18 protein-coding genes are annotated in these 21,325 nt (G+C 59.6%); 12 read left to right on the plus strand and 6 right to left on the minus strand.

Going from position 1 to position 21,325, the window contains the following annotated elements; translation table 11 throughout:
* Window positions 1–30: 30 nt before the first annotated feature.
* The 6 genes from AC0TNJ_RS12290 to dapF are packed head-to-tail and all read right to left on the minus strand — an operon-like array spanning window position 31 to window position 5,716.
* Window positions 31–522 (minus strand): hypothetical protein, encoded by a 492-nt coding sequence (locus tag AC0TNJ_RS12290; protein WP_473771303.1) that lies wholly within the window; start codon window positions 520–522, stop codon window positions 31–33.
* Window positions 523–577: 55 nt separating this feature from the next.
* On the minus strand, window positions 578–1,360 hold the full coding sequence (gene gloB / locus AC0TNJ_RS12295; RefSeq protein ID WP_121999894.1) for a hydroxyacylglutathione hydrolase: 783 nt from the start codon (window positions 1,358–1,360) through the stop codon (window positions 578–580).
* Window positions 1,361–1,379: 19 nt separating this feature from the next.
* Window positions 1,380–2,039: a septation protein A gene (locus AC0TNJ_RS12300; RefSeq protein ID WP_121983439.1), complete on the minus strand. Its 660-nt coding sequence runs from the start codon at window positions 2,037–2,039 to the stop codon at window positions 1,380–1,382.
* The gene (gene ftsY, locus AC0TNJ_RS12305) at window positions 2,039–3,487 is read right to left on the minus strand and encodes a signal recognition particle-docking protein FtsY (protein ID WP_473771304.1); all 1,449 of its coding nucleotides are present in this window, start codon (window positions 3,485–3,487) and stop codon (window positions 2,039–2,041) included. Before ftsY ends, AC0TNJ_RS12300 begins: the two co-directional genes overlap by 1 nt.
* 19 nt (window positions 3,488–3,506) lie before the next feature.
* Entirely contained in the window at window positions 3,507–4,790 is a 1,284-nt protein-coding gene (mtaB, locus tag AC0TNJ_RS12310; RefSeq protein ID WP_473771305.1) for a tRNA (N(6)-L-threonylcarbamoyladenosine(37)-C(2))-methylthiotransferase MtaB, read from the minus strand.
* Entirely contained in the window at window positions 4,790–5,716 is a 927-nt protein-coding gene (gene dapF / locus AC0TNJ_RS12315) for a diaminopimelate epimerase (RefSeq protein WP_473771306.1), read from the minus strand. The genes mtaB and dapF overlap by 1 nt, the downstream gene beginning before the upstream one ends.
* A gap of 367 nt (window positions 5,717–6,083) precedes the next feature.
* On the opposite strand from dapF, the gene AC0TNJ_RS12320 reads away from it, so the two are divergent.
* The 12 genes from AC0TNJ_RS12320 to lpdA all read left to right on the plus strand — a co-directional run bounded on the left by AC0TNJ_RS12320 (window position 6,084) and on the right by lpdA (window position 21,308).
* Window positions 6,084–6,623, plus strand: coding sequence for a protease inhibitor Inh/omp19 family protein (locus tag AC0TNJ_RS12320; RefSeq protein ID WP_121984953.1), 540 nt, complete (start codon window positions 6,084–6,086; stop codon window positions 6,621–6,623).
* A gap of 183 nt (window positions 6,624–6,806) precedes the next feature.
* Window positions 6,807–7,973 (plus strand): cell division protein ZapE, encoded by a 1,167-nt coding sequence (zapE, locus tag AC0TNJ_RS12325; protein WP_121999899.1) that lies wholly within the window; start codon window positions 6,807–6,809, stop codon window positions 7,971–7,973.
* 306 nt (window positions 7,974–8,279) lie between these two features.
* Entirely contained in the window at window positions 8,280–9,851 is a 1,572-nt protein-coding gene (locus AC0TNJ_RS12330; RefSeq protein WP_473771307.1) for a DUF1254 domain-containing protein, read from the plus strand.
* 461 nt (window positions 9,852–10,312) lie between these two features.
* Window positions 10,313–11,275 (plus strand): malate dehydrogenase, encoded by a 963-nt coding sequence (gene mdh, locus AC0TNJ_RS12335; RefSeq protein WP_006470965.1) that lies wholly within the window; start codon window positions 10,313–10,315, stop codon window positions 11,273–11,275.
* A 130-nt stretch (window positions 11,276–11,405) separates the two neighbouring features.
* Window positions 11,406–12,602: an ADP-forming succinate--CoA ligase subunit beta gene (gene sucC / locus AC0TNJ_RS12340; RefSeq protein WP_006470964.1), complete on the plus strand. Its 1,197-nt coding sequence runs from the start codon at window positions 11,406–11,408 to the stop codon at window positions 12,600–12,602.
* Between the two features lie 3 nt (window positions 12,603–12,605).
* Entirely contained in the window at window positions 12,606–13,508 is a 903-nt protein-coding gene (sucD, locus tag AC0TNJ_RS12345; RefSeq protein WP_006467990.1) for a succinate--CoA ligase subunit alpha, read from the plus strand.
* A 237-nt stretch (window positions 13,509–13,745) separates the two neighbouring features.
* Entirely contained in the window at window positions 13,746–16,751 is a 3,006-nt protein-coding gene (locus AC0TNJ_RS12350; protein WP_121999902.1) for a 2-oxoglutarate dehydrogenase E1 component, read from the plus strand.
* Window positions 16,752–16,831: 80 nt separating this feature from the next.
* Window positions 16,832–18,076, plus strand: a complete 1,245-nt coding sequence (gene odhB, locus AC0TNJ_RS12355; protein ID WP_121999903.1) for a 2-oxoglutarate dehydrogenase complex dihydrolipoyllysine-residue succinyltransferase — start codon at window positions 16,832–16,834, stop codon at window positions 18,074–18,076.
* A gap of 9 nt (window positions 18,077–18,085) precedes the next feature.
* Window positions 18,086–18,499, plus strand: coding sequence for an MAPEG family protein (locus AC0TNJ_RS12360; protein ID WP_473771308.1), 414 nt, complete (start codon window positions 18,086–18,088; stop codon window positions 18,497–18,499).
* A gap of 41 nt (window positions 18,500–18,540) precedes the next feature.
* A complete protein-coding gene (locus tag AC0TNJ_RS12365; protein ID WP_121982383.1) occupies window positions 18,541–19,179 on the plus strand; it encodes a LysE family transporter in 639 nt (212 codons plus the stop codon).
* Window positions 19,180–19,251: 72 nt separating this feature from the next.
* The gene (locus AC0TNJ_RS12370; RefSeq protein WP_121999905.1) at window positions 19,252–19,794 is read left to right on the plus strand and encodes a hypothetical protein; all 543 of its coding nucleotides are present in this window, start codon (window positions 19,252–19,254) and stop codon (window positions 19,792–19,794) included.
* 110 nt (window positions 19,795–19,904) lie between these two features.
* The gene (gene lpdA, locus AC0TNJ_RS12375) at window positions 19,905–21,308 is read left to right on the plus strand and encodes a dihydrolipoyl dehydrogenase (RefSeq protein WP_473771309.1); all 1,404 of its coding nucleotides are present in this window, start codon (window positions 19,905–19,907) and stop codon (window positions 21,306–21,308) included.
* Window positions 21,309–21,325: the final 17 nt, after the last annotated feature.

Genomic DNA, 21,325 nt, shown 5'->3' on the forward strand with positions numbered 1-21,325 from the left:
ATCTTGAGGAGATGGACAACCACGGAAAGCTTACTCGCCGATCAGGACGCGAATGCGCTCGCTATATTGCTTGCCGAAGGCGAGATGTTCGGGATTGATGTCCTTCAATTCGTCCACCAGCTGCGGTTCGCTCTCGGCGTCAGCCGCGGCAAGACTGCTCATCAGAGCGAAATAACCCAGAATATAGTCGGACGGCGTGATGTTCTGGGCTTTCAGCACTTCCACGACCTGCGGGCGGGTTTCGATACTCTTCACCATCTTGTCGAAGGACGGCGTGGCATCCTGTCCTTCCTCTTCCGTCGCCGAGAGTTCCATGCCGCCCAGCTGTTCCTGCACTTTTTCCATGCGCGACAGGAAATCTTCGCTCAGCTTGAAATTGTTGATTTCGGCAGGCGTCTGCTTCGGCGTGACATTCAGCAGATCGTCGGCAAGCGCGATGCTGGTGGAAACGGGCAGGGCGATAAGCGAAAGGCCGAGGAAAACGGCGCAGCCTGCAATCTTGAAACGGGATAACACCGTCATTCTTCTATCCTCGAACTGTGGAACGATTCGCGTTCTCAAATAGCAATAACATATGTCAGAACATATCCTTGCGCTTGCGGATTTCCGCAAACACGGCCTCGTCGGGCGCATCCTGCAAGCCGAGGCGGCTGCGAATGCCGGCATCGTGCCAGCGCAGGAAGGGGTTGGTCGCCATTTCAAGCGCGATGCTTGACGGCAATGTCATGCGATCAGCAGCACGCAGCCTTGCAATCTCGGCGGCGCGCTCCTTGAGAGCGGAATTGGCCGGGTCGATGGTGAGCGCAAAACGCGCATTGCTTTCGGTATATTCATGGCCGCAATAGACCGCCGTGTCGCCAGGAAGCGCAATCAGCTTCTGCAACGACTGGAACATGGTGAGCGGCGTTCCCTCGAACAGCCGCCCGCAGCCAAGCGCGAACAGCGTGTCGCCGGTGAAGACGGCCTTTGCTTCCGGCAGATAATAGGAAACCTCGCCTGCGGTATGGCCCGGTGTCGCAATGGCCTTCACGCGGAAAAGGCCGAAGGTGAACTCGTCGCCGTCCTGCACGGTCCGGTCGATGCCGGGAATCTTCGTTTCTTCGGCCTTGGGACCGATGATGCTGACGCCGTATTTCGCCTTCAGCGCTTCATTGCCCTCGACATGGTCGAGATGGTGATGGGTGGTGAAGACGAAATCGAGCGTCCAGCCGCGCCGCTGCAGCGCGGCCTCGATTGCTGCCGCGTCGGGCGCATCAATGGTGGCGGTCAGCGCACTTTGGGGATCGTGGATCAGGACGCCGTAATTGTCGCTGCGGCAGATGAACTGTTCAATTTCAAGCCGTGGTGCGATCCCGTTCATGGTGCCTGTCCTCCCGTTGCTATGCAGTCTTGTTGTCTTCCGTCAGTGAATGCTTCTGGATAAGCGGCATTTGTAAAAGCGTGAAGACAATGGTGATGGGCATAATGCCCCAGACCTTGAACGATACCCAGGCATCGGTCGAGAAATTCCGCCAGACCACTTCATTGACCACGGCGAGGAAGATGAAGAACAGGCCCCAGCGCAGCGTCAGCTTTCGCCAGCCCTCGGCATCGAGGCGGAAGGCGGAATCGAACACATAGCCGAGCAGGGATTTGCCGAAGAAAAGGCCGCCGAGCAGGATCACGCCAAACAGCGTGTTGACGATGGTGGGCTTCATCTTGATGAAAGTGTCGTTGTGCAGCCACAGCGTCAGTGCGCCGAACACCAGCACAACGATGCCGGAGACGAGCGGCATGATGGGCAGCGTGCGCGTCATCGACCATGAAATGGCAAGCGCAATCACGGTCGCAGCCATGAACAGGGCGGTCGCGAGAAAGATCGGCGCGCCGATGGAGGCCAGCACCGGAAAGTGCTCGATCAGGCTTTCTCCACGCGCATTGGCAAAGAAGAAGACCAGAAGCGGTCCCAGCTCCAGCGCCAGCTTCAGGAGCGGCGGCACTTCCCGGCGCTCGGCTTCACTTTTCTGCGACGGGTCGCGTTCGAAAACGGGATGCTCCATCAGGCAACTCCTGCGATGGCGCGGGCAAAATCCTTGGCCGCAAAGGGTTCCAGATCGTCGACGCCTTCGCCGACGCCGATGAAATAGATCGGCAATTTGTGCTTGGCCGAAATCGCGACCAGAATGCCGCCGCGCGCGGTTCCGTCAAGCTTGGTCATGACGAGGCCGTTGACGCCCGCGATATTCTTGAAAATCTCGACCTGATTGAGCGCGTTCTGGCCAGTGGTGGCGTCAAGCGTCTGTAGCACCGTGTGCGGCGCTTCCGGGTCGTGCTTGCCGAGCACGCGCACGATCTTGGCCAGCTCGTCCATCAGTTCGGCCTTGTTCTGCAAGCGTCCGGCCGTGTCGATGATGAGAACGTCGCTGCCCGCTTCCTTGGCCTTTTCCCACGCATCATAGGCAAGGCCAGCCGCATCGGCGCCGAGCTTGGAAGAGACAACGGGAGAGCCGGTGCGTTCGCCCCAGATATGCAACTGCTCGATGGCGGCTGCGCGGAATGTATCGCCAGCCGCCAGCATGACCTTGAGGCCGCCTGCGGTGAGCTTTGCGGCAAGCTTGCCGATTGTCGTGGTCTTGCCGGTGCCGTTGACGCCGACGACGAGGATCACATGCGGCTTGTGCGACAGGTCAAGCTCCAGCGGCTTGGCCACCGGACCCAGAACCTTTTCGATCTCCGCGCCCATGATGGCGCGCACTTCCTCACCGGTCACGTCCTTGCCGTAGCGTCCCGAGGCAAGCGCGTCGGTGACGCGCATGGCTGTTTCAAGCCCGAGATCGGCCTGGATCAGCACGTCTTCCAGATCCTGCAACGTGTCGTCATCAAGCTTGCGCTTGGTGAAAATGCCGCCGATGGATTCGCTGAGCGAACTGGAGGAGCGGGCAAGCCCGCGACGCAGGCGCTCGAACCAGGAAAGCTTTGGCTCCGGTGCGACCTCGACGGGCACTTCCTCCGCCGTTTCCTCGACCGCCTTGGCAACTTTTACCTTTTTCGGCTTCACCGGCTCTGGCTGAGGTGCGGGTTCGACCGCTTCCTCCACAATCGGCGCATCAGCAGCTTTTGCGACATCGGGCAGTTCGGGCTCGACAACAGCCTCGACAATAGATTCTGGCGCAGGTGCCTCGACCGCGATTGGCTCCATCACCGGAGGCTGTTCAATCGGGATTTCAATCTCGGCTACCGGATGCTCCGGTTCTGCCTTTTCTTCCGCAACCGTTTCAGCGGCAGGCTCTTCAATCGGCTCAGGCTCGCTGGCGATCACGGGCGCTTCCGGTTCGGAAACGACCGCTTCAACGACAGCGCTTTCGGTTTCCTTGGGTGCTTCGGCAGTTTCAGGAAGCTTTGTTTCCAAAGCCGTTTCCACGGCATCGGTCGCCGGTTGCTCGACCGGCTTTTCCTCAACCTCCTTCTTGCCGAAGGAGAACATTTTCTTGATGAAACCGATTGCCATTGTGTCGCTTCTGATTCTCTTATGCTGCCTGTGGCTCGACCTTGCGGGTGAGAAGCTTCTCACCGTCATGCCCTGTCACGATACGTTCGATGATCTCGCCCGGTGCGCCGCCGTCCACCGATGCCAGCGTAAAGCCTTCCGTGCGTGCAATGCCTTCCTTCTCGACCAGCAGGCGCTGAACTGTGCCAGTGAGAGAAGCGAGGTGCTTTCCATAGGCACGGTCGCCTTCGGCGCGCAGGCGGGCAGCGCGTTCCTTGACGATCTCGCGCCGCACTTGCGGCATGCGGGCGGCAGGCGTGCCTTCGCGTGCGCTGTAGGGGAAGACGTGCAGGTGGGACAGCCCGCATTCCTCGACGATCTTCAGCGAGTTCTGGAACATCTCTTCGGTTTCGGTCGGGAAACCGGCGATGATATCCGCGCCGAAGACGATATCGGGACGAAGCCCGCGCACCGTTTCGCAGAAGCGGATCGAATCGTCGCGCAAATGGCGCCGCTTCATGCGCTTCAGGATCATGTCGTCGCCCGCCTGCAAGGACAGATGCAGATGCGGCATCAGCCGCTTTTCATTGGCGATGGCCTCCATCAGATCGTCATCGGCCTCGATGGAATCGATGGATGACAGGCGCAGACGCTGCAAATCCGGCACTTGCGCCAGCACGGTTTTCACCAGCTTGCCGAGGCGAAGATTGCCGGGAAGATCGGGACCGTAGGAAGTCATGTCCACGCCGGTCAGCACCACTTCGGCATAGCCGTTGCCGACGAGACGCTTGACCTGATCCACCACCGCGCCCATCGGCACTGAACGGGAATTACCGCGACCATAGGGAATGATGCAGAAGGTGCAGCGATGATCGCAGCCATTTTGCACCTGCACAAAGGCACGCGCGCGGCCTTCAATGGCATCGACCATATGGCTTGCGGTTTCACGCACTTCCATAATGTCGTTGACGCGCACCTTTTCGAACTGGTTGACGCCGAAATCCGGCAGCATCCGGTAGGAATTGGATTTCAGCTTTTCCTCATTGCCGAGAATGAGGTCCACTTCGTCCATGGCGGCAAAATTGTCGGCTTCGGTCTGCGCGGCGCAGCCGGTGACGATGATGCGCGCTTCCGGGTTTTCGCGGCGGGCCTTGCGGATCGCCTGACGCGCCTGGCGCACGGCTTCCGCCGTCACCGCACAGGTATTGAAGATGATCGCGCCATCCTTCAATTCGCCGAGACCGGCGGCATCGGCCTCGCGCTTCATCACCTCGGATTCATAGGTGTTGAGGCGGCATCCGAAAGTTACGACTTCCACCGACATCAGGCTGCACCCCTGTCAGTTGGCCTGTCAGTTGGCCTGTCAATTGGCTTGTCCGTCTGGGCGTCGCGGCTCCATTCGCCGGTTGCCGGATCGAACCTGCCGGAAAATTCCCATTCGGCGGGGCCGGTCATCATGACATGATCGTCTTCGCGCCACTCGATCCTGAGCGGGCCGCCCGGAACATTGACGGTGACCGTGCGCCCGGTGCGGCGCGTGCGTGCTGCCGAGACGGCGGCGGCGCAGGCGGCGGAGCCGCAGGCGCGGGTGAGGCCCGCACCGCGCTCCCAGGTGCGCAGGTCAATCGTCTCCGGCGAGGTGACATGGGCAATCGAGATATTGGCGCGTTCGGGGAAGATCGGATGATGTTCCAGAAGCGGCCCGAATTTTTCCAGCTCATAGGACCAGACATCGCTGTCGACCCAGAAGATGGCATGCGGGTTGCCCATGGAGGCGACCGACGGCGAATGCAGCACCGGCGCGTCGATGGGACCGACCTGCAATTCGATCATGCGCGTATCGCGAAATTCTTCGGCAAGCGGAATGTCCTGCCACTCAAAGCGGGGCTTGCCCATATCGACCGAGATCAAGCCGTCTTCATGCTCGGTCGCGGTCAGGATTCCGGCGCGGGTCTCAAAGGTGAAATGCTGCCTGCCGGTTTCGGCGGCGAGCGCCTGCACGACGCAGCGTGTGCCGTTGCCGCAAGCCTGCGCTTCCGTGCCGTCGCAATTGATGATCGCTATATAGTTGTCGGTTCCCGCGATGCGCGGATCGTGGATCGCCATGATCTGATCGAAGGCGGTTTCGCTGTCGCCTGCAAGACGGATCGCGGCTTCCGGCGTGATCCGGTCGGCGCGACCGCGCATGTCGGCAACGATGATCTGATTGCCGAGCCCGTTCATCTTGGCGAAGGCTGCCCTGGTGGCCATAACTATCGTGGTTCCGTTTTCCTGCGGCTTATGCTCATGAAGCCTATGGGACAATTAGGGTCTATATGGCGGAAAAGCCCGCAAATTGCCAGTACCCGGATGAGATTGCGAAAAGTTGCAGCCCGGACGTTTCGCCAGAACAGCTCCCAATATCGGAGAAACTGTGGCCTTCCTGTCCCAGTTTCAGGAATATCGGGTCCTTTCAAGCGATGTTGAAGGGTTTGGAGGGAAAAAATGACAGGTTCTGGTGTTGCTTTTTTAACCATATAGCCATTTTATCGGTCCAATATTGTCACATTGCAGGGCTTCGGTAGGAAGTCCGGGGCATCCCCCACCCCTGATGAGAAATGCGGAAATGGAGAACCAGATGGGAATTTCGAAAGCAAGTCTGCTCAGCCTCGCGGCGGCTGGCATTGTCCTGGCCGGGTGCCAGAGCTCCCGGTTCGGCAATCTCGATACGGTTTCGCCACCGCCGCCGCCTCCACCAGTAGCCGCCGCTCCGGCAGGCACGGTGCAAAAGGGCAATCTTTCTTCTCCCAATGCTTCGCAGTTCCCGACGGCCCCGACCACGAACCCGAATGCGCAGCCCGGCACGCAGGTTGCAAGCCTGCCACCGGCTTCCGCGCCCGATCTGACGCCCGGCTCCGTCGCCGGTGTCTGGAACGCATCGCTCGGCGGCCAGAGCTGCAAGATCGCAACGCCGCAGACCAAATATGGTCAGGGCTACCGCGCAGGTCCGCTGCGTTGCCCCGGCGAACTCGGCAATCTCGCCTCCTGGGCCGTCAACGGCAAGCAGCTCGTTCTCTATGATGCGAATGGCGGCACCGTCGCTTCGCTCTATTCTTCGGGACAGAGCCGCTTCGACGGGCAGACTTCGGGCGGCCAGGCGGTATCGCTTTCGCGCTAAGACATTCTTTCGCTTGGAGCGCATTTCGATCTGATTGAATCAGATCGGCGCTCCAATTGTTTGTTTTGCCGCGCATCTTGCCCGAAAACCGGTTCCCACTTTTCGGGATGCGCGCTGGAGACAGGCGGATCATCGCAAGATGGTCCGCCGTTTTTGCAATTGAAAGGTTGAACGGAAGCAATCATGTCTTTCGACGGTAATCTGAAGGCGTTTCCCTCCGTCCGCGAACATTATGATGCAATGGTCGCGGCGGGCGATGTGGAAGCCGATCCCGCTCAACTCGAACTGACGAGCCGTTATGACCGGCTGATCGAGGAAATCTGCACCAAGCGCCTGTCCCGCAAGTCGAGCGCGCTCGGCTGGCTGTTCGGCAAGCGCAAGGAGGCAACGAGCGTCATCAAGGGGCTTTACGTGCACGGTGAGGTCGGGCGCGGCAAGACCATGCTGATGGACATGTTCTTTTCGCTTCTGCCGGTCGAACGCAAGCGCCGCGCGCATTTCAACGATTTCATGGCCGATGTGCATGAGCGCATCTATGCGCATCGCCAGGCGCTGAAGCGCGGCGAGACCAAGCAGGACGATCCGATCCCGCCAGTGGCAGATGCGCTGAGCGCGCAGGCCTGGGTGCTGTGCTTCGACGAATTCACCGTGACCGACATTGCCGATGCGATGATCCTGTCGCGCCTGTTCAGCGCACTCTTCGCCCGTGGGGTGGTGCTGGTGGCGACATCCAACGTCGCGCCGGACAATCTCTATCGCGACGGCCTGAACCGGCAGCTCTTCCTGCCCTTTGTCGATATTCTCAAGAGCCATGTCGATGTGATCAATCTGGATTCACGTACCGACTACCGCCTCGAAAAGCTTGATCGCCAGCCGGTCTATCTGTCGCCGCTGGGTGCTGAAACTACCAAGCGCATGGATGCGGCCTGGGCGGCGCAAAAGGACGGCGTACTTGAAAAGGCCGACGTGATCCGCATCAAGGGGCGCGACATCGAGATTGCCCGTGCCGTGCACGGTGCGGCACGCTTCACCTTCGATGCATTGTGCTCGAAGCCGCTGGGTGCTGCGGACTATATCGCCATCGTCAAGCATTATCCGACGCTATTCATCGACGACGTGCCGGTGCTCGACTATTCTCGCCGCAACGAGGCCAAGCGCTTCATCCTGCTGGTCGACGTGCTTTACGATCACCATGCGCGTGTGTTCATTTCCGCCGAAGCGCAGCCGGAAAAGCTTTACCTTGCCAACAAGGGCACGGAAGCCTTCGAGTTCGACCGCACCGCTTCCCGCCTCTTCGAGATGCAGAGCGCGGAATATCTCGATGCCTTTTCCGGGCAGGGCGAGGGCTGAAGCGCAATCCGACCGGAATTTAAAGGAAGTTACTCCATAAATGCTGGTCGCGAACGATGCTGTTCATGGGACAGCCAGGGGTTGTGCTGTAAAATCCGTTTAGTAAGAACGTGTTGGATGGGGCCGTGTTCGAGTTGGCGTGAAATGGCAAGACTGACTGGGGGGATACAGCTAGTCTCTGCAATGAATGCTCCGGGTGCTGGCACGATGCCCGTGGTGGTGACCGTATAGGAGAGGTCGCGGTGGGGCCTCTTGTGTATGCAAGGCGGGTGGTGCGTGTCAGTTGAAAAAATCCGGGAGAAAACAATGTTGTTATCTGAAATGCTTCGTCCTGCCGCGTTGGCCGCGGCCGGTTTGCTTGCAACAACACTTGTTGCGGTCGGCGAGGTAAAAACCCCCGGCTACAATCATAAAATCCCCGAAAAGATCATGACCCCCGACACGGTGAAAACCCGGCTCGGTACGCTCAAATTCTTTGACGGGATGCCGGATGAAGCAACGACCGATAGGCTCTATGACAATCTCGACCTCATGCGTGGCGTCGAGACATTCCTCAACGGCATTCCTGCCACCTCCGTCGAAGCCATTCGACTGGGACATCTGGAAATGGGCGCGAACACGTCCAACAAGGCAGTCCTTCTTGACCAGCTCATGGACTCGGCGCCGCTGTTCCTCACCGGCAACACTGATACTGTCTATGGCAGCGTCGTTCTCGATCTGGGCAAGGACGGGCCGACGGTTGTCGAAATCCCTGCCAAGTCTGGCCCCGGCACGGTCAACGATGCCTATTTTCGTTTCGTGACCGACATGGGCGGGCCGGGCCCTGATCGTGGCAGGGGAGGCAAGTATCTGATCCTGCCGCCCGATTACCAGGGCGATCTCAATCCGCCGGTCGGCGGGATGGAGGCAGAGGTCGACGGCGAAAAGTACTTCGTCTCGAAGTCGACCAGCTATGTGAATTGGCTGATCCTGCGCGGCTTCCTGGTCGATGGCAAGCCCGACGCGGCAGTCGCTTCCTTCAAGAGCGGGCTGAAGGTCTACCCGCTCAGCAAGCGCGACAACCCGCCAAAAATGGAGTTCATCAGCGGATCGCGCAAGTCCTGGAATACCATTCACGCCAACAATTACGACTTCTACGAAGAACTTCATACGGTCATCGAGCGCGAACCGACGTCTATGCTCGATCCCGAACTGCTGGGCCTGTTTGCATCGATCGGCATTGAAAAAGGCAAGCCCTTCGCGCCTGATGCACGGATGAAGAAACTGTTGACCGAAGCAGTCGCGATTGGCAATGCAACCGCCCGCGCGCTGATTTTCCGGCCCCGTCTCGACGGTTTCCATCTTTATCCGGACAGCGCATGGGGTGCGGCCTTCGTTGGCGGAAGCTATGAATGGCTAAGGGATGGCGGCAAGGGTGGCCGTTATCTCGATGCCCGAACCCTCTTCTTTTACCAGGCTACAGTCAACACACCTGCCATGGTAGAGAAAATGATCGGTGCCGGTTCCCAGTATGCCTATGCTGCGACCGACCGGAACGGCAAGTATCTGGATGGCGCGAAGACATACAAGCTGCGCATTCCCGCCAATGCGCCGGCCAAGGATTTCTGGTCCGTGGTGGTCTACGACCCGCAGACGCGCTCGGAACTCCAAACCGGTCAGACCTTCCCGAGCAAGAACAACAAGCGCGACAAGCTGATCGAGAATCCCGACGGCTCGGTCGAGCTCTATTTCGGTCCGAAGGCCCCCAAAGGCAAGGAAGCAAACTGGATCCAAACCGTCCCCGGCAAAGGATGGTACACGCTGCTTCGGCTTTATGGGCCACTCGAACCTTGGTTCGACAAGAGCTGGCGACCGGGCGAGTTCGAACCGGTCAAGTAGCAATCCGCCGTTCGACCTGAATGATAATTCGCTGAGAGCGCCGCGTGTCCGTGAGGGCGCGCGGCGCTCTCATTCAGTGAATCTGTGTATCGTGCTTTCCGAAAATCGATTGCGATTTTCGGGCCGATCCTGATTGCGAGCCTGATGCTGACGGCGAACCTATGGACTCGACATATGCAAAACAAGCATTATCTTGGCGGCGGGATGAAAGCGCCTGCTGGCACGTCTTGAAGGATGCGAGACAGCCGGGTGAAGGGCCTTTTTGCCTTGAAAATGACAAATTATCTTACGTTTACGTAAGAACCAATAAATCTAACCGATTGAAAACATTGGTCGCAAAATAATGAGTTGAGTTTATCACCAAAGAGTCCTATCTCGCAGTTCCAACGCTTGAGCGTTTCCGGGGAGGATTCCGGATGGGCTGATGCGTTTCTGGATCAAAAGTGAGGAAAGAAACAATCATGGCACGCAACAAGATTGCCCTCATCGGCTCCGGCATGATCGGCGGCACGCTCGCTCATCTGGCCGGTCTGAAGGAACTCGGCGACGTCGTCCTTTTCGACATTGCGGAAGGCATCCCGCAGGGTAAGGGACTGGACATTGCCGAATCTTCGCCCGTTGACGGTTTTGATGCGAAGTACACCGGCGCCAACGACTACGCTGCAATCGAAGGCGCAGACGTTGTCATCGTGACCGCAGGCGTGCCGCGCAAGCCGGGCATGAGCCGCGACGATCTTCTGGGCATCAACCTCAAGGTGATGGAGCAGGTTGGCGCGGGCATCAAGAAATATGCCCCTGAAGCTTTCGTCATCTGCATCACCAACCCGCTCGACGCCATGGTCTGGGCGCTGCAGAAGTTCTCCGGTCTTCCGGCGCACAAGGTTGTCGGCATGGCTGGCGTTCTCGACAGCGCCCGCTTCCGTTATTTCCTCTCGGAAGAATTCAACGTCTCGGTTGAAGACGTCACGGCATTCGTGCTGGGCGGCCACGGCGACAGCATGGTTCCGCTGGCTCGCTACTCGACCGTTGCCGGCATTCCGCTGCCAGACCTCGTCAAGATGGGCTGGACCAGCCAGGACAAGCTCGACAAGATCATCCAGCGCACCCGTGACGGCGGCGCGGAAATCGTCGGCCTGCTCAAGACCGGTTCGGCTTTCTACGCTCCGGCTTCGTCGGCCATCCAGATGGCTGAATCCTACCTCAAGGACAAGAAGCGCGTCCTGCCGGTCGCTGCCCAGCTTTCGGGCCAGTACGGCGTCAAGGACATGTATGTCGGCGTGCCGACCGTGATCGGCGCCAATGGCGTCGAGCGCATCATCGAAATTGATCTCGACAAGGACGAGAAGGCGCAGTTCGACAAGTCGGTGGCTTCCGTCGCCGGTCTTTGCGAAGCCTGCATCGCCATCGCTCCGTCGCTGAAGTAAAATTCCAGACAAGGCCGGATCGCCGCATGCGTGCGGCACCGGCCTTTTCCGGCTGTCAATTATTGGTCGAAGATTTGGGCCGTACCGGTTTCGTTGCGAAACGGGCCGGGAATCCGCAGAGGACAACCAGATGAATATTCACGAATACCAGGCCAAGCGCCTGCTTCACACCTACGGCGCGCCGATCGCCAATGGTGTGGCTGTCTATTCCGTCGAACAGGCGGAAGAATGGGCAAAGACGCTTCCCGGGCCGCTTTATGTCGTCAAGAGCCAGATCCATGCTGGCGGACGCGGCAAGGGCAAGTTCAAGGAACTGCCAGCCGATGCAAAGGGCGGCGTGCGCCTCGCCAAGTCGGTCGAGGAAGTGGTTGCCAATGCGAAGGAAATGCTGGGCAACACGCTGGTCACCAAGCAGACCGGCCCGGCCGGCAAGCAGGTCAACCGTCTTTACATCGAAGACGGCGCCGACATCGATCGCGAGCTCTATCTCTCGATCCTGATCGACCGCACCGTTGGCCGTCCGGCTTTCGTCGTTTCGACCGAAGGCGGCATGGACATCGAAGCCGTCGCCGAAGAAACCCCTGAAAAGATCGTCACCGTCGCCATCGACCCTGCCAAGGGCGTGACGGATGAGGACGCCAACAAGCTCGCCGATGCGCTGAAGCTTGAAGGTCAGGCGCGCGAAGACGGCGTCAAGCTGTTCCCGATCCTCTACAAGGCTTTCACCGAAAAGGACATGAGCCTTCTCGAAATCAACCCGCTGATCGTCATGACCGATGGCCGCGTGCGCGTTCTCGACGCCAAGGTGTCATTCGACGGCAATGCGCTGTTCCGTCATCCTGACATTCAGGAACTGCGCGATCTGTCGGAAGAAGACGAAAAAGAGATCGAAGCGTCCAAGTACGACCTCGCTTACGTCGCTCTCGACGGCAATATCGGCTGCATGGTCAACGGCGCAGGCCTTGCCATGGCAACGATGGACATCATCAAGCTCTACGGTGCAGAACCTGCCAACTTCCTCGACGTTGGCGGCGGCGCTTCCAAGGAGAAGGTGACGGCGGCGTTCAAGATCATCACCGCTGATCCGGCTGTCCAGGGCATTCTGGTCAACATCTTCGGCGGCATCATGAAGTGCGACGTCATCGCCGAAGGCGTGATCGCCGCGGTCAAGGAAGTCGGCCTCAAGGTTCCGCTGGTTGTCCGTCTTGAAGGCACCAATGTCGAACTCGGCAAGAAGATCATCAACGAGAGCGGCCTGAACGTCATTTCGGCCGACGATCTCGACGATGCGGCGCAGAAGATCGTCGCTGCAGTGAAGGGGAATTAAGGCATGTCCATTCTCGTCAACAAGGACACCAAGGTTCTCGTACAGGGCCTGACCGGCAAGACCGGCACCTTCCACACCGAACAGGCGCTTGCTTACTACGGCACGCAGATGGTCGGCGGTATCCACCCGAAGAAGGGCGGCGAAACCTGGGAAGGCGCCAAGGGCGAAAAGCTCCCGATCTTCGCAACCGTTGCCGAAGCCAAGGAACGCACGGGCGCCGACGCATCCGTGATCTATGTTCCGCCAGCAGGCGCAGCCGATGCGATCATCGAAGCCATCGAAGCTGAAATCCCGTTCATCGTCTGCATCACCGAAGGCATTCCGGTCATGGACATGGTTCGCGTCAAGGAGCGTCTGGAACGCTCGAAGTCGCGCCTGCTCGGACCGAACTGCCCCGGCATCCTGACCCCTGAAGAATGCAAGATCGGCATCATGCCGGGCAATATCTTCAAGAAGGGTTCGGTGGGCGTTGTTTCCCGCTCCGGCACGCTTACCTATGAAGCTGTGTTCCAGACCTCGAACGAAGGCCTCGGCCAGACCACCGCTGTCGGTATCGGCGGCGATCCGGTCAAGGGCACCGAGTTCATCGACGTTTTGGAAATGTTCCTGGCCGACGACGAAACCAAGTCGATTGTCATGATCGGCGAAATCGGCGGCTCGGCTGAAGAAGATGCGGCGCAGTTCCTCAAGGACGAAGCCAAGCGTGGCCGCAAGAAGCCGATGGTCGGCTTCATCGCTGGCCGCACGGCTCCTGCCGGACGCACCATGGGCCATGCTGGCGCCGTGATCTCCGGCGGCAAGGGCGGCGCGGAAGACAAGATTGCGGCCATGGAATCGGCTGGCATTCGCGTGTCGCCGTCGCCGGCGCAGCTTGGCAAGACGCTGGTCGAAGTCCTTAAGGGCTGAGATCGGTCATCGATCTGAATATCCCGGCTGCGGCGAAAGCCGCTGCCGGGTTTGACATGAAAGCCGGGCCATTCCGGCGACAAGGGAACGGATACGACCGTTCCGACGCGTAGAGTTTAGTTATGCCGGGGTCTGTAGCGGTTCCTCCCCGGCGGCGTGAGGGATGAAGGTCAAAAGCTTCCGGCCCGCGCAAAATGAATCGCTGACAAGGAGACGGAGCTAGGCTCCGGGTAGGCTATGGCAAGGCAGGAACAAGCCAACGACGTTTTCGCCCTCACCTCGTTCCTCTATGGTGGCAACGCCGACTATATCGAGGAACTCTACGCCAGATACGAGAGCGATCCAAATTCGGTCGATCCGCAGTGGCGCGATTTCTTCGCCAAACTGGGCGACAATGCCGACGATGTGAAGAAGAACGCCGAAGGCGCGTCGTGGACCCGGAAGAACTGGCCGATCGCCGCCAATGGCGAACTCATTTCCGCGCTCGACGGCAATTGGGCCGAAGTCGAGAAGCATGTCACCGACAAGCTGAAGGGCAAGGCTGCGAAGGGCGAAGCCAAGGGCGCCACCGGTGCGGCCCTGACCAGCGAAGAGATCACGCAGGCTGCACGCGACAGCGTTCGCGCCATCATGATGATCCGCGCCTATCGCATGCGCGGCCATCTGCACGCCAATCTCGACCCGCTCGGCCTCTCCGAAAAGCCGAACGATTACAATGAGCTGGAGCCGGAAAACTACGGTTTCACGCCTGCCGACTACAACCGCAAGATCTTCATCGACAACGTGCTCGGCCTCGAATACGCGACCGTGCCGGAAATGCTCGACATTCTGAAGCGCACCTATTGCGGCACGATCGGCGTCGAATTCATGCATATCTCCGATCCGGCTGAGAAGGCCTGGATTCAGGAACGCATCGAAGGCCCGGACAAAAAGGTCGCTTTCACGCCGGAAGGCAAGAAGGCCATCCTGTCGAAGCTGATCGAAGCGGAAGGCTTTGAGCAGTTCATCGACGTCAAGTACAAGGGCACCAAGCGTTTCGGCCTCGATGGCGGTGAATCGCTGATCCCCGCCCTTGAGCAGATCGTCAAGCGCGGCGGTGCCATGGGCGTCAAGGAAATCATTCTCGGCATGGCCCACCGTGGCCGCCTGAACGTGCTCAGCCAGGTCATGGGCAAGCCGCACCGCGCCATCTTCCACGAGTTCAAGGGCGGCTCCTATGCTCCTGACGATGTGGAAGGTTCGGGCGACGTGAAGTACCATCTGGGCGCTTCGTCGGACCGTGAGTTCGACGGCAACAAGGTCCACCTGTCGCTGACCGCCAACCCGTCGCATCTGGAAATCGTCAACCCGGTCGTCATGGGCAAGGCCCGCGCCAAGCAGGACCTGCTCGCAGGCCGCAATCGCGACGACATGGTTCCGCTTGCGACGCGCGCCAAGGTTCTGCCGCTGCTCCTGCATGGCGATGCCGCCTTTGCCGGTCAGGGCGTCGTGGCCGAGTGTCTTGGCCTTTCGGGGCTGAAGGGCCACCGCGTTGCCGGTACGGTGCATTTCATCATCAACAACCAGATCGGTTTCACCACCAATCCGGCCTTCTCGCGTTCGTCGCCTTATCCGTCGGATGTGGCGAAGATGATCGAGGCGCCGATCTTCCACGTCAACGGCGACGATCCGGAAGCCGTGGTGTTCGCTGCCAAGGTTGCGACCGAGTTCCGCATGACCTTCCACAAGCCGGTGGTCATCGACATGTTCTGCTATCGCCGCTTCGGTCACAACGAAGGCGACGAGCCGTCCTTCACGCAGCCGCTGATGTACAAGGCGATCCGCGGACACAAGACCACGGTGCAGCTCTACAGCGACAAGCTGATCGCGGAAGGCCTGATCAAGCAGGAAGAAATCGACCAGATGAAAGCGCAGTGGCGCGAAAATCTGGAAACCGAGTTCGAAGCCGGCCAGAGCTACAAGCCCAACAAGGCCGACTGGCTGGACGGCGCGTGGGCTGGTCTGCGCACTGCCGACAATGCCGACGAGCAGCGTCGCGGCAAAACCGCCGTTCCGATGAAGACGCTCAAGGAAATCGGCAAGAAGCTCGTCGAAGTGCCGAAGGACTTCCACGTCCACCGCACGATCCAGCGCTTCCTCGACAACCGCGCTAAGATGATGGAAACGGGCGAGGGGATCGACTGGGCGACGGCTGAATCGCTGGCGTTCGGCTCGCTGGTTGCCGAAGGCAGCCCTGTTCGCCTGTCCGGCCAGGATGTCGAGCGCGGCACCTTCTCGCAGCGTCACACGGTTCTCTACGATCAGGAGAACCAGAATCGCTACACCCCGCTCAACAATATCCAGAAGGGTCAGGCGATCTACGAGGCCATCAACTCGATGCTCTCGGAAGAGGCAGTGCTTGGCTACGAATACGGCTATTCGCTGTCCGACCCGCGCGCTCTGGTTCTGTGGGAAGCCCAGTTCGGCGATTTCGCCAACGGTGCACAGGTCGTGTTCGACCAGTTCATCTCGTCGGGCGAACGCAAGTGGCTGCGCATGTCCGGCCTCGTCTGCCTTCTGCCGCACGGCTATGAAGGCCAGGGTCCGGAACACTCCTCGGCCCGTCTGGAACGCTATCTCCAGCTCTGCGCCGAAGACAACATGCAGGTGGCGAACGTCACGACGCCCGCCAACTACTTCCACATCCTGCGCCGCCAGATGAAGCGCGACTTCCGCAAGCCGCTCATCATGATGACGCCGAAGTCGCTGCTGCGCCACAAGCGCGCCGTTTCGACGCTGGCTGAAATGTCGGGCGAATCCTCGTTCCACCGCCTGCTGTGGGACGATGCGCAGTACAACAAGGACGAAGGCATCAAGCTCCAGAAGGATGCAAAGATCCGTCGCGTCGTTCTCTGCTCGGGCAAGGTCTACTACGACCTTTACGAAGAGCGCGAAAAGCGCGGCATCGACGATGTCTACCTGCTGCGTGTCGAACAGCTCTATCCGTTCCCGGCCAAGGCGCTCATCAACGAGCTGTCGCGGTTCCGTCAGGCAGAAATGGTCTGGTGCCAGGAAGAGCCGAAGAACATGGGCGCGTGGTCGTTCATCGACCCGTATCTGGAATGGGTGCTGGCGCATATCGATGCCAAGCATCAGCGCGTGCGCTATGCGGGCCGTCCGGCCGCCGCATCGCCTGCAACGGGCCTGATGTCGAAGCATCTTGCGCAGCTCGCCGCTTTCCTTGAGGATGCGCTCGGCAGCTAACCGGTTTTGGAGCCGCCTTGCGGGCGGCTCCAGCACTTGAACACAAATTCAAAATTCGAAGATCAACGGAAGAAAAAACCATGGCCACCGAAATTCGCGTTCCCACGCTTGGGGAGTCCGTTACTGAGGCAACCATCGGAAAATGGTTCAAGAAAGTCGGCGATGCTGTCGCTGCCGACGAACCGCTGGTGGAACTGGAAACCGACAAGGTGACAGTGGAAGTTCCGGCTGCTGCTGCTGGCGTACTGGCTGAAATCACGGCCAAGGAAGGCGACACGGTCGAGGTCAATGCGCTTCTCGGCCAGATTTCCACCGATGGCGCTGCCGTTGCCGCTGCTCCGGCTGCGAAGAAGGAAGAAGCCAAGCCTGCTGCCGCTGCCCCTGCCGCCGCTCCGGTCGCATCCGCCTCGTCCGGCCCGGCCATGCAGCCAGCGCCTGCCGCTGCCAAGCTGCTTTCAGAAAACAACCTCTCCGCCGACCAGGTGGACGGTTCGGGCAAGCGCGGTCAGGTGCTGAAGGGCGATGTGCTTGACGCCATCGCCAAGGGTATTTCGGGGGGTGTTTCGGCTGCTCCGGCTCCGGTCGCTGCGGCTGCTGCCCGTCCGGCATCGTCGGCTGACGATGCATCGCGTGAAGAACGCGTGAAGATGACCCGCCTGCGCCAGACGATCGCCAAGCGTCTGAAGGATGCCCAGAACACAGCCGCCATGCTGACGACCTATAACGAAGTCGACATGTCTGCGGTGATGGAACTGCGCACCAAGTACAAGGACATCTTCGAGAAGAAGCATGGCGTGAAGCTCGGCTTCATGGGCTTCTTCACCAAGGCCGTGACCCATGCGCTGAAGGAAATCCCGGCGGTTAACGCCGAGATCGACGGCACCGACATCATCTACAAGAACTTCGCCCATGTCGGCATGGCCGTCGGCACGGACAAGGGCCTTGTGGTTCCTGTCATCCGTGATGCCGACAGCATGTCGATTGCGGAAATCGAAAAGGAACTGGGCCGTCTGGCCAAGGCCGCTCGCGACGGTTCGCTGTCCATGGCCGACATGCAGGGCGGCACGTTCACCATCACCAATGGCGGCGTGTACGGTTCGCTGATGTCCTCGCCGATCCTGAACGCGCCGCAGTCGGGCATTCTCGGCATGCACAAGATCCAGGAACGTCCGGTTGTCGTCGGCGGCCAGATCGTGATCCGCCCGATGATGTATCTGGCGCTTTCCTACGATCACCGCATCGTGGACGGCAAGGAAGCCGTGACCTTCCTCGTGCGCGTCAAGGAAAGCCTGGAAGATCCGGAACGTCTGGTTCTCGATCTCTAAGGAAAAACGATGGAGCCGGGCCTTTTCTCCGCATCGCCGTTTCTGCCGCTGGTCGGCTTAAGCGTTGTCCTGCTGGTGGTTCATATCCTCCTGCAGGGCTTTGCGGCGACGAGGGAGCTCGGCTCCCGATGGAATGCCGGTCCGCGCGACGAGGGGCTGAAGCCCTCCGGCAAGTTTGCCGGTCGCGCGGAGAGGGCATCCGCCAATTTCCGCGAGACCTATCCGGCTTTCATCGGTCTGGCGCTGGCGCTGGTCCTGAAAGGCGATCCGTCAGGATGGGGCAGCCTCGGGGCGTGGCTCTGGTTTGTCGGTCGCATCGTCTATATCCCGCTTTATCTGGCGGGCATTCCCTATTTCCGGTCCTTTGTCTGGCTGATCAGTCTGGTGGGGCTCGGTATCATGCTTCTGGCTTTGGTTCTGTGATGACAGCCTGCGCGTGAGACACGCGCAATGAAGGAAACGCGATGCATCCCTATCTGTTCGAACTTGCATCCCTGATGGCGATCTTCGTCTTTGCCATCGTTTCCCCCGGCGCCGATCTTGCCATGGTCATAAGGCAGTCGCTGCTGCATGGCCGTCGCGAGGCGATCATCACCAGCTTCGGCATCGGCACGGCGCTGATGATGCACGTCACCTATACGGTGCTGGGTCTCGGTCTCATCATTTCCAAATCGATCTATCTGTTCAACATCGTCAAATGGTGCGGTGTGGCCTATCTGGTCTATATCGGCGTCAAGGCGCTGCGGGCTGGAACGACGAAGATCGAGGTGGAGAGCGCGCCAAAGGAACCGCGCAAGCAGCAGAGTTTCGCCAAGGCTTTCGGCCTCGGTTTTGCCGCCAATGCGCTGAACCCCAAGGCCGTGTTCTTCTTCCTGTCGATTTTCTCCACCGTCGTTCATGCCCATACGCCGACCGAGGTGAAGCTTGGTTACGGTGTGGTGATGGCTACCGCCCTGATCTCGTGGTTCGTTGGCGTCAGCCTTTTCATGACGACGCCGAAGATGCGCGCGGCCTTCTCGCGTGCCTCGAAATGGATCGATCGGGCCAGCGGTGTTGTCTTCATCGCGCTGGGGCTTAAACTTGCCACCGAAAAGGCTATGTAAGCATTATCTTCGGACACCGAAGATTCGCTGCCGGAAACACTCAGCCGGAACAGTTAGGGAGAGAACCGACAGATGCACGCAGCAAACAAGCTTCTCAGGAGCACCGCTATTGCGGCGCTCGCGCTCACGGTCTTCTCTACCGCCGTTCAGGCGGCCTGCACGCAGAACCGCGCGATTTATCGTGATCGTGACGACGCCTATACGCTGACGTTCCGCCCGGAGCAGCCGAACGACCTGAAAATGACACCGGCGCCGACGAATGAATTCACGATCACGGCCAATGACAAGCCGGAGTTCAAGCTGAACGGCATGGTGATCTGGCCGGAGGAAGGTGTGGCGCGTCCCTATGCGCTGCTGACCTATAACTGCAAGGGCGACGGCTCCAATGCGGAGGATCTTGACGATTGCAGCATCTGGCAGAGCGTTATCTACGCGCTGAAGGAAGGCGCGGAAGCTGATGTGCTGCCCAAGGCGGGCGAACCGGCGGCGCAGGCGATCCTGCTGCCCGATCTGGTGACGGCGCTCGACGGTTATGATTTTGGAGCGGCAAAACCCGAAAAGCCGCTTCAGTGGGAGGCATTCCGCTTTCAGGGATGCGCGCCCGACGAGGAATGACCGGCCCCTCAAGGATGCCGGTTGCATGGAAATAATTTCGAATGAGAGAACGGGCCCGGATGAACCGGGCGTTCGAAAACGTTCAGGACAGACTGAAGAAGGATAGTTCAATGTCATACGATGTGGTTGTCATCGGTACGGGTCCCGGCGGTTATGTCGCCGCGATCAAGGCTGCACAGCTTGGTCTTTCCGTTGCTGTTGTAGAAAAGCGCAAGACCTTCGGTGGCACCTGCCTGAATATCGGCTGCATTCCCTCCAAGGCGCTTCTGCATGCGTCGGAAGTGTTTGCCGAAGCCGGTCACTCCTTCGACACGCTCGGCGTGGAAGTGACGCCGAAGCTCAATCTGGGAAAGATGCTGGCGCATAAGGATGCGACCGTGAAGGCCAACGTCACCGGCGTTGAATTCCTGTTCAAGAAGAACAAGATCACGGCCTTCATCGGCACCGGCAAGATTGTCGGCAAGGGCAAGGTTTCCGTGACCGCCGAAGACGGCAAGGTCGAGGAAATCGAAGCCAAGAACATCATTATCGCCACCGGCTCTGACGTGGCCGGCATTCCGGGCGTCAAGGTCGATATTGACGAGAAAGTCATCGTTTCCTCGACCGGCGCGCTTTCCTTCGACAAGGTTCCGGGCAGCCTGATCGTGGTCGGCGGCGGCGTGATCGGTCTCGAACTCGGTTCGGTTTGGGCGCGTCTGGGTGCGAAGGTCACGGTCGTCGAATATCTCGACAAGGTGCTCGGGCCCATGGATGGCGAAGTGTCGAAGCAGTTCCAGCGCCTTCTCGAAAAGCAGGGCATTGCCTTCAAGCTTAGCGCCAAGGTGACGGGCGTGGAAAAGGCCGGAAAGGGCGCGAAAGTGACTTTCGAGCCGGTCAAGGGCGGCGCGGCCGAAACGCTTGAAGCCGATGCGGTGCTGGTCGCGACCGGCCGCCGTCCCTACACGGATGGTCTCGGCTTGCAGGAAGCGGGCGTGAATATGGATGATCGCGGCCGCGTTGCGATCGACGATCATTGGCGCACCAATGTCGAAGGCATCTATGCCATTGGCGACGTGGTGCAGGGGCCGATGCTGGCGCACAAGGCTGAGGACGAAGGCATTGCGGTTGCCGAAATCATTGCCGGTCAGGCCGGTCACGTGAATTTCGATGTTATCCCGAGCGTGGTCTACACGCAGCCGGAAGTGGCTTCCGTCGGCAAGACCGAAGAGGAACTGAAGGCCGCCGGTATCGAATACAAGGTGGGCAAGTTCCCGTTCACGGCCAATGGTCGTGCGCGCGCCATGCTGCATACCGACGGTTTCGTCAAAATCCTCGCCGACAAGGCTACGGACCGCGTTCTGGGCGCGCATATTCTCGGCTACAATGCCGGTGAAATGATCCACGAACTGGCGGTTCTGATGGAGTTTGGCGGATCGTCGGAAGACCTCGCCCGCACCTGCCACGCTCATCCGACCATGTCGGAAGCCGTGCGCGAATCCGCGCTGGCCACCTTTGCCAAGCCGATCCATATGTAATCGGCTGCATTCCTGCC

This window comes from Ochrobactrum sp. PL_is483 (genome assembly GCF_055816855.1).

Bases quoted from the DNA above. Each gene is read 5' to 3' on its own strand.
- AC0TNJ_RS12290 (WP_473771303.1), bottom strand. From the start codon at position 522: ATGACGGTGTTATCCCGTTTCAAGATTGCAGGCTGCGCCGTTTTCCTC.
- gloB (WP_121999894.1), bottom strand. From the start codon at position 1,360: ATGAACGGGATCGCACCACGGCTTGAAATTGAACAGTTCATCTGCCGC.
- AC0TNJ_RS12300 (WP_121983439.1), bottom strand. From the start codon at position 2,039: ATGGAGCATCCCGTTTTCGAACGCGACCCGTCGCAGAAAAGTGAAGCC.
- ftsY (WP_473771304.1), bottom strand. From the start codon at position 3,487: ATGGCAATCGGTTTCATCAAGAAAATGTTCTCCTTCGGCAAGAAGGAG.
- mtaB (WP_473771305.1), bottom strand. From the start codon at position 4,790: ATGTCGGTGGAAGTCGTAACTTTCGGATGCCGCCTCAACACCTATGAA.
- dapF (WP_473771306.1), bottom strand. From the start codon at position 5,716: ATGGCCACCAGGGCAGCCTTCGCCAAGATGAACGGGCTCGGCAATCAG.
- AC0TNJ_RS12320 (WP_121984953.1), top strand. From the start codon at position 6,084: ATGGGAATTTCGAAAGCAAGTCTGCTCAGCCTCGCGGCGGCTGGCATT.
- zapE (WP_121999899.1), top strand. From the start codon at position 6,807: ATGTCTTTCGACGGTAATCTGAAGGCGTTTCCCTCCGTCCGCGAACAT.
- AC0TNJ_RS12330 (WP_473771307.1), top strand. From the start codon at position 8,280: ATGTTGTTATCTGAAATGCTTCGTCCTGCCGCGTTGGCCGCGGCCGGT.
- mdh (WP_006470965.1), top strand. From the start codon at position 10,313: ATGGCACGCAACAAGATTGCCCTCATCGGCTCCGGCATGATCGGCGGC.
- sucC (WP_006470964.1), top strand. From the start codon at position 11,406: ATGAATATTCACGAATACCAGGCCAAGCGCCTGCTTCACACCTACGGC.
- sucD (WP_006467990.1), top strand. From the start codon at position 12,606: ATGTCCATTCTCGTCAACAAGGACACCAAGGTTCTCGTACAGGGCCTG.
- AC0TNJ_RS12350 (WP_121999902.1), top strand. From the start codon at position 13,746: ATGGCAAGGCAGGAACAAGCCAACGACGTTTTCGCCCTCACCTCGTTC.
- odhB (WP_121999903.1), top strand. From the start codon at position 16,832: ATGGCCACCGAAATTCGCGTTCCCACGCTTGGGGAGTCCGTTACTGAG.
- AC0TNJ_RS12360 (WP_473771308.1), top strand. From the start codon at position 18,086: ATGGAGCCGGGCCTTTTCTCCGCATCGCCGTTTCTGCCGCTGGTCGGC.
- AC0TNJ_RS12365 (WP_121982383.1), top strand. From the start codon at position 18,541: ATGCATCCCTATCTGTTCGAACTTGCATCCCTGATGGCGATCTTCGTC.
- AC0TNJ_RS12370 (WP_121999905.1), top strand. From the start codon at position 19,252: ATGCACGCAGCAAACAAGCTTCTCAGGAGCACCGCTATTGCGGCGCTC.
- lpdA (WP_473771309.1), top strand. From the start codon at position 19,905: ATGTCATACGATGTGGTTGTCATCGGTACGGGTCCCGGCGGTTATGTC.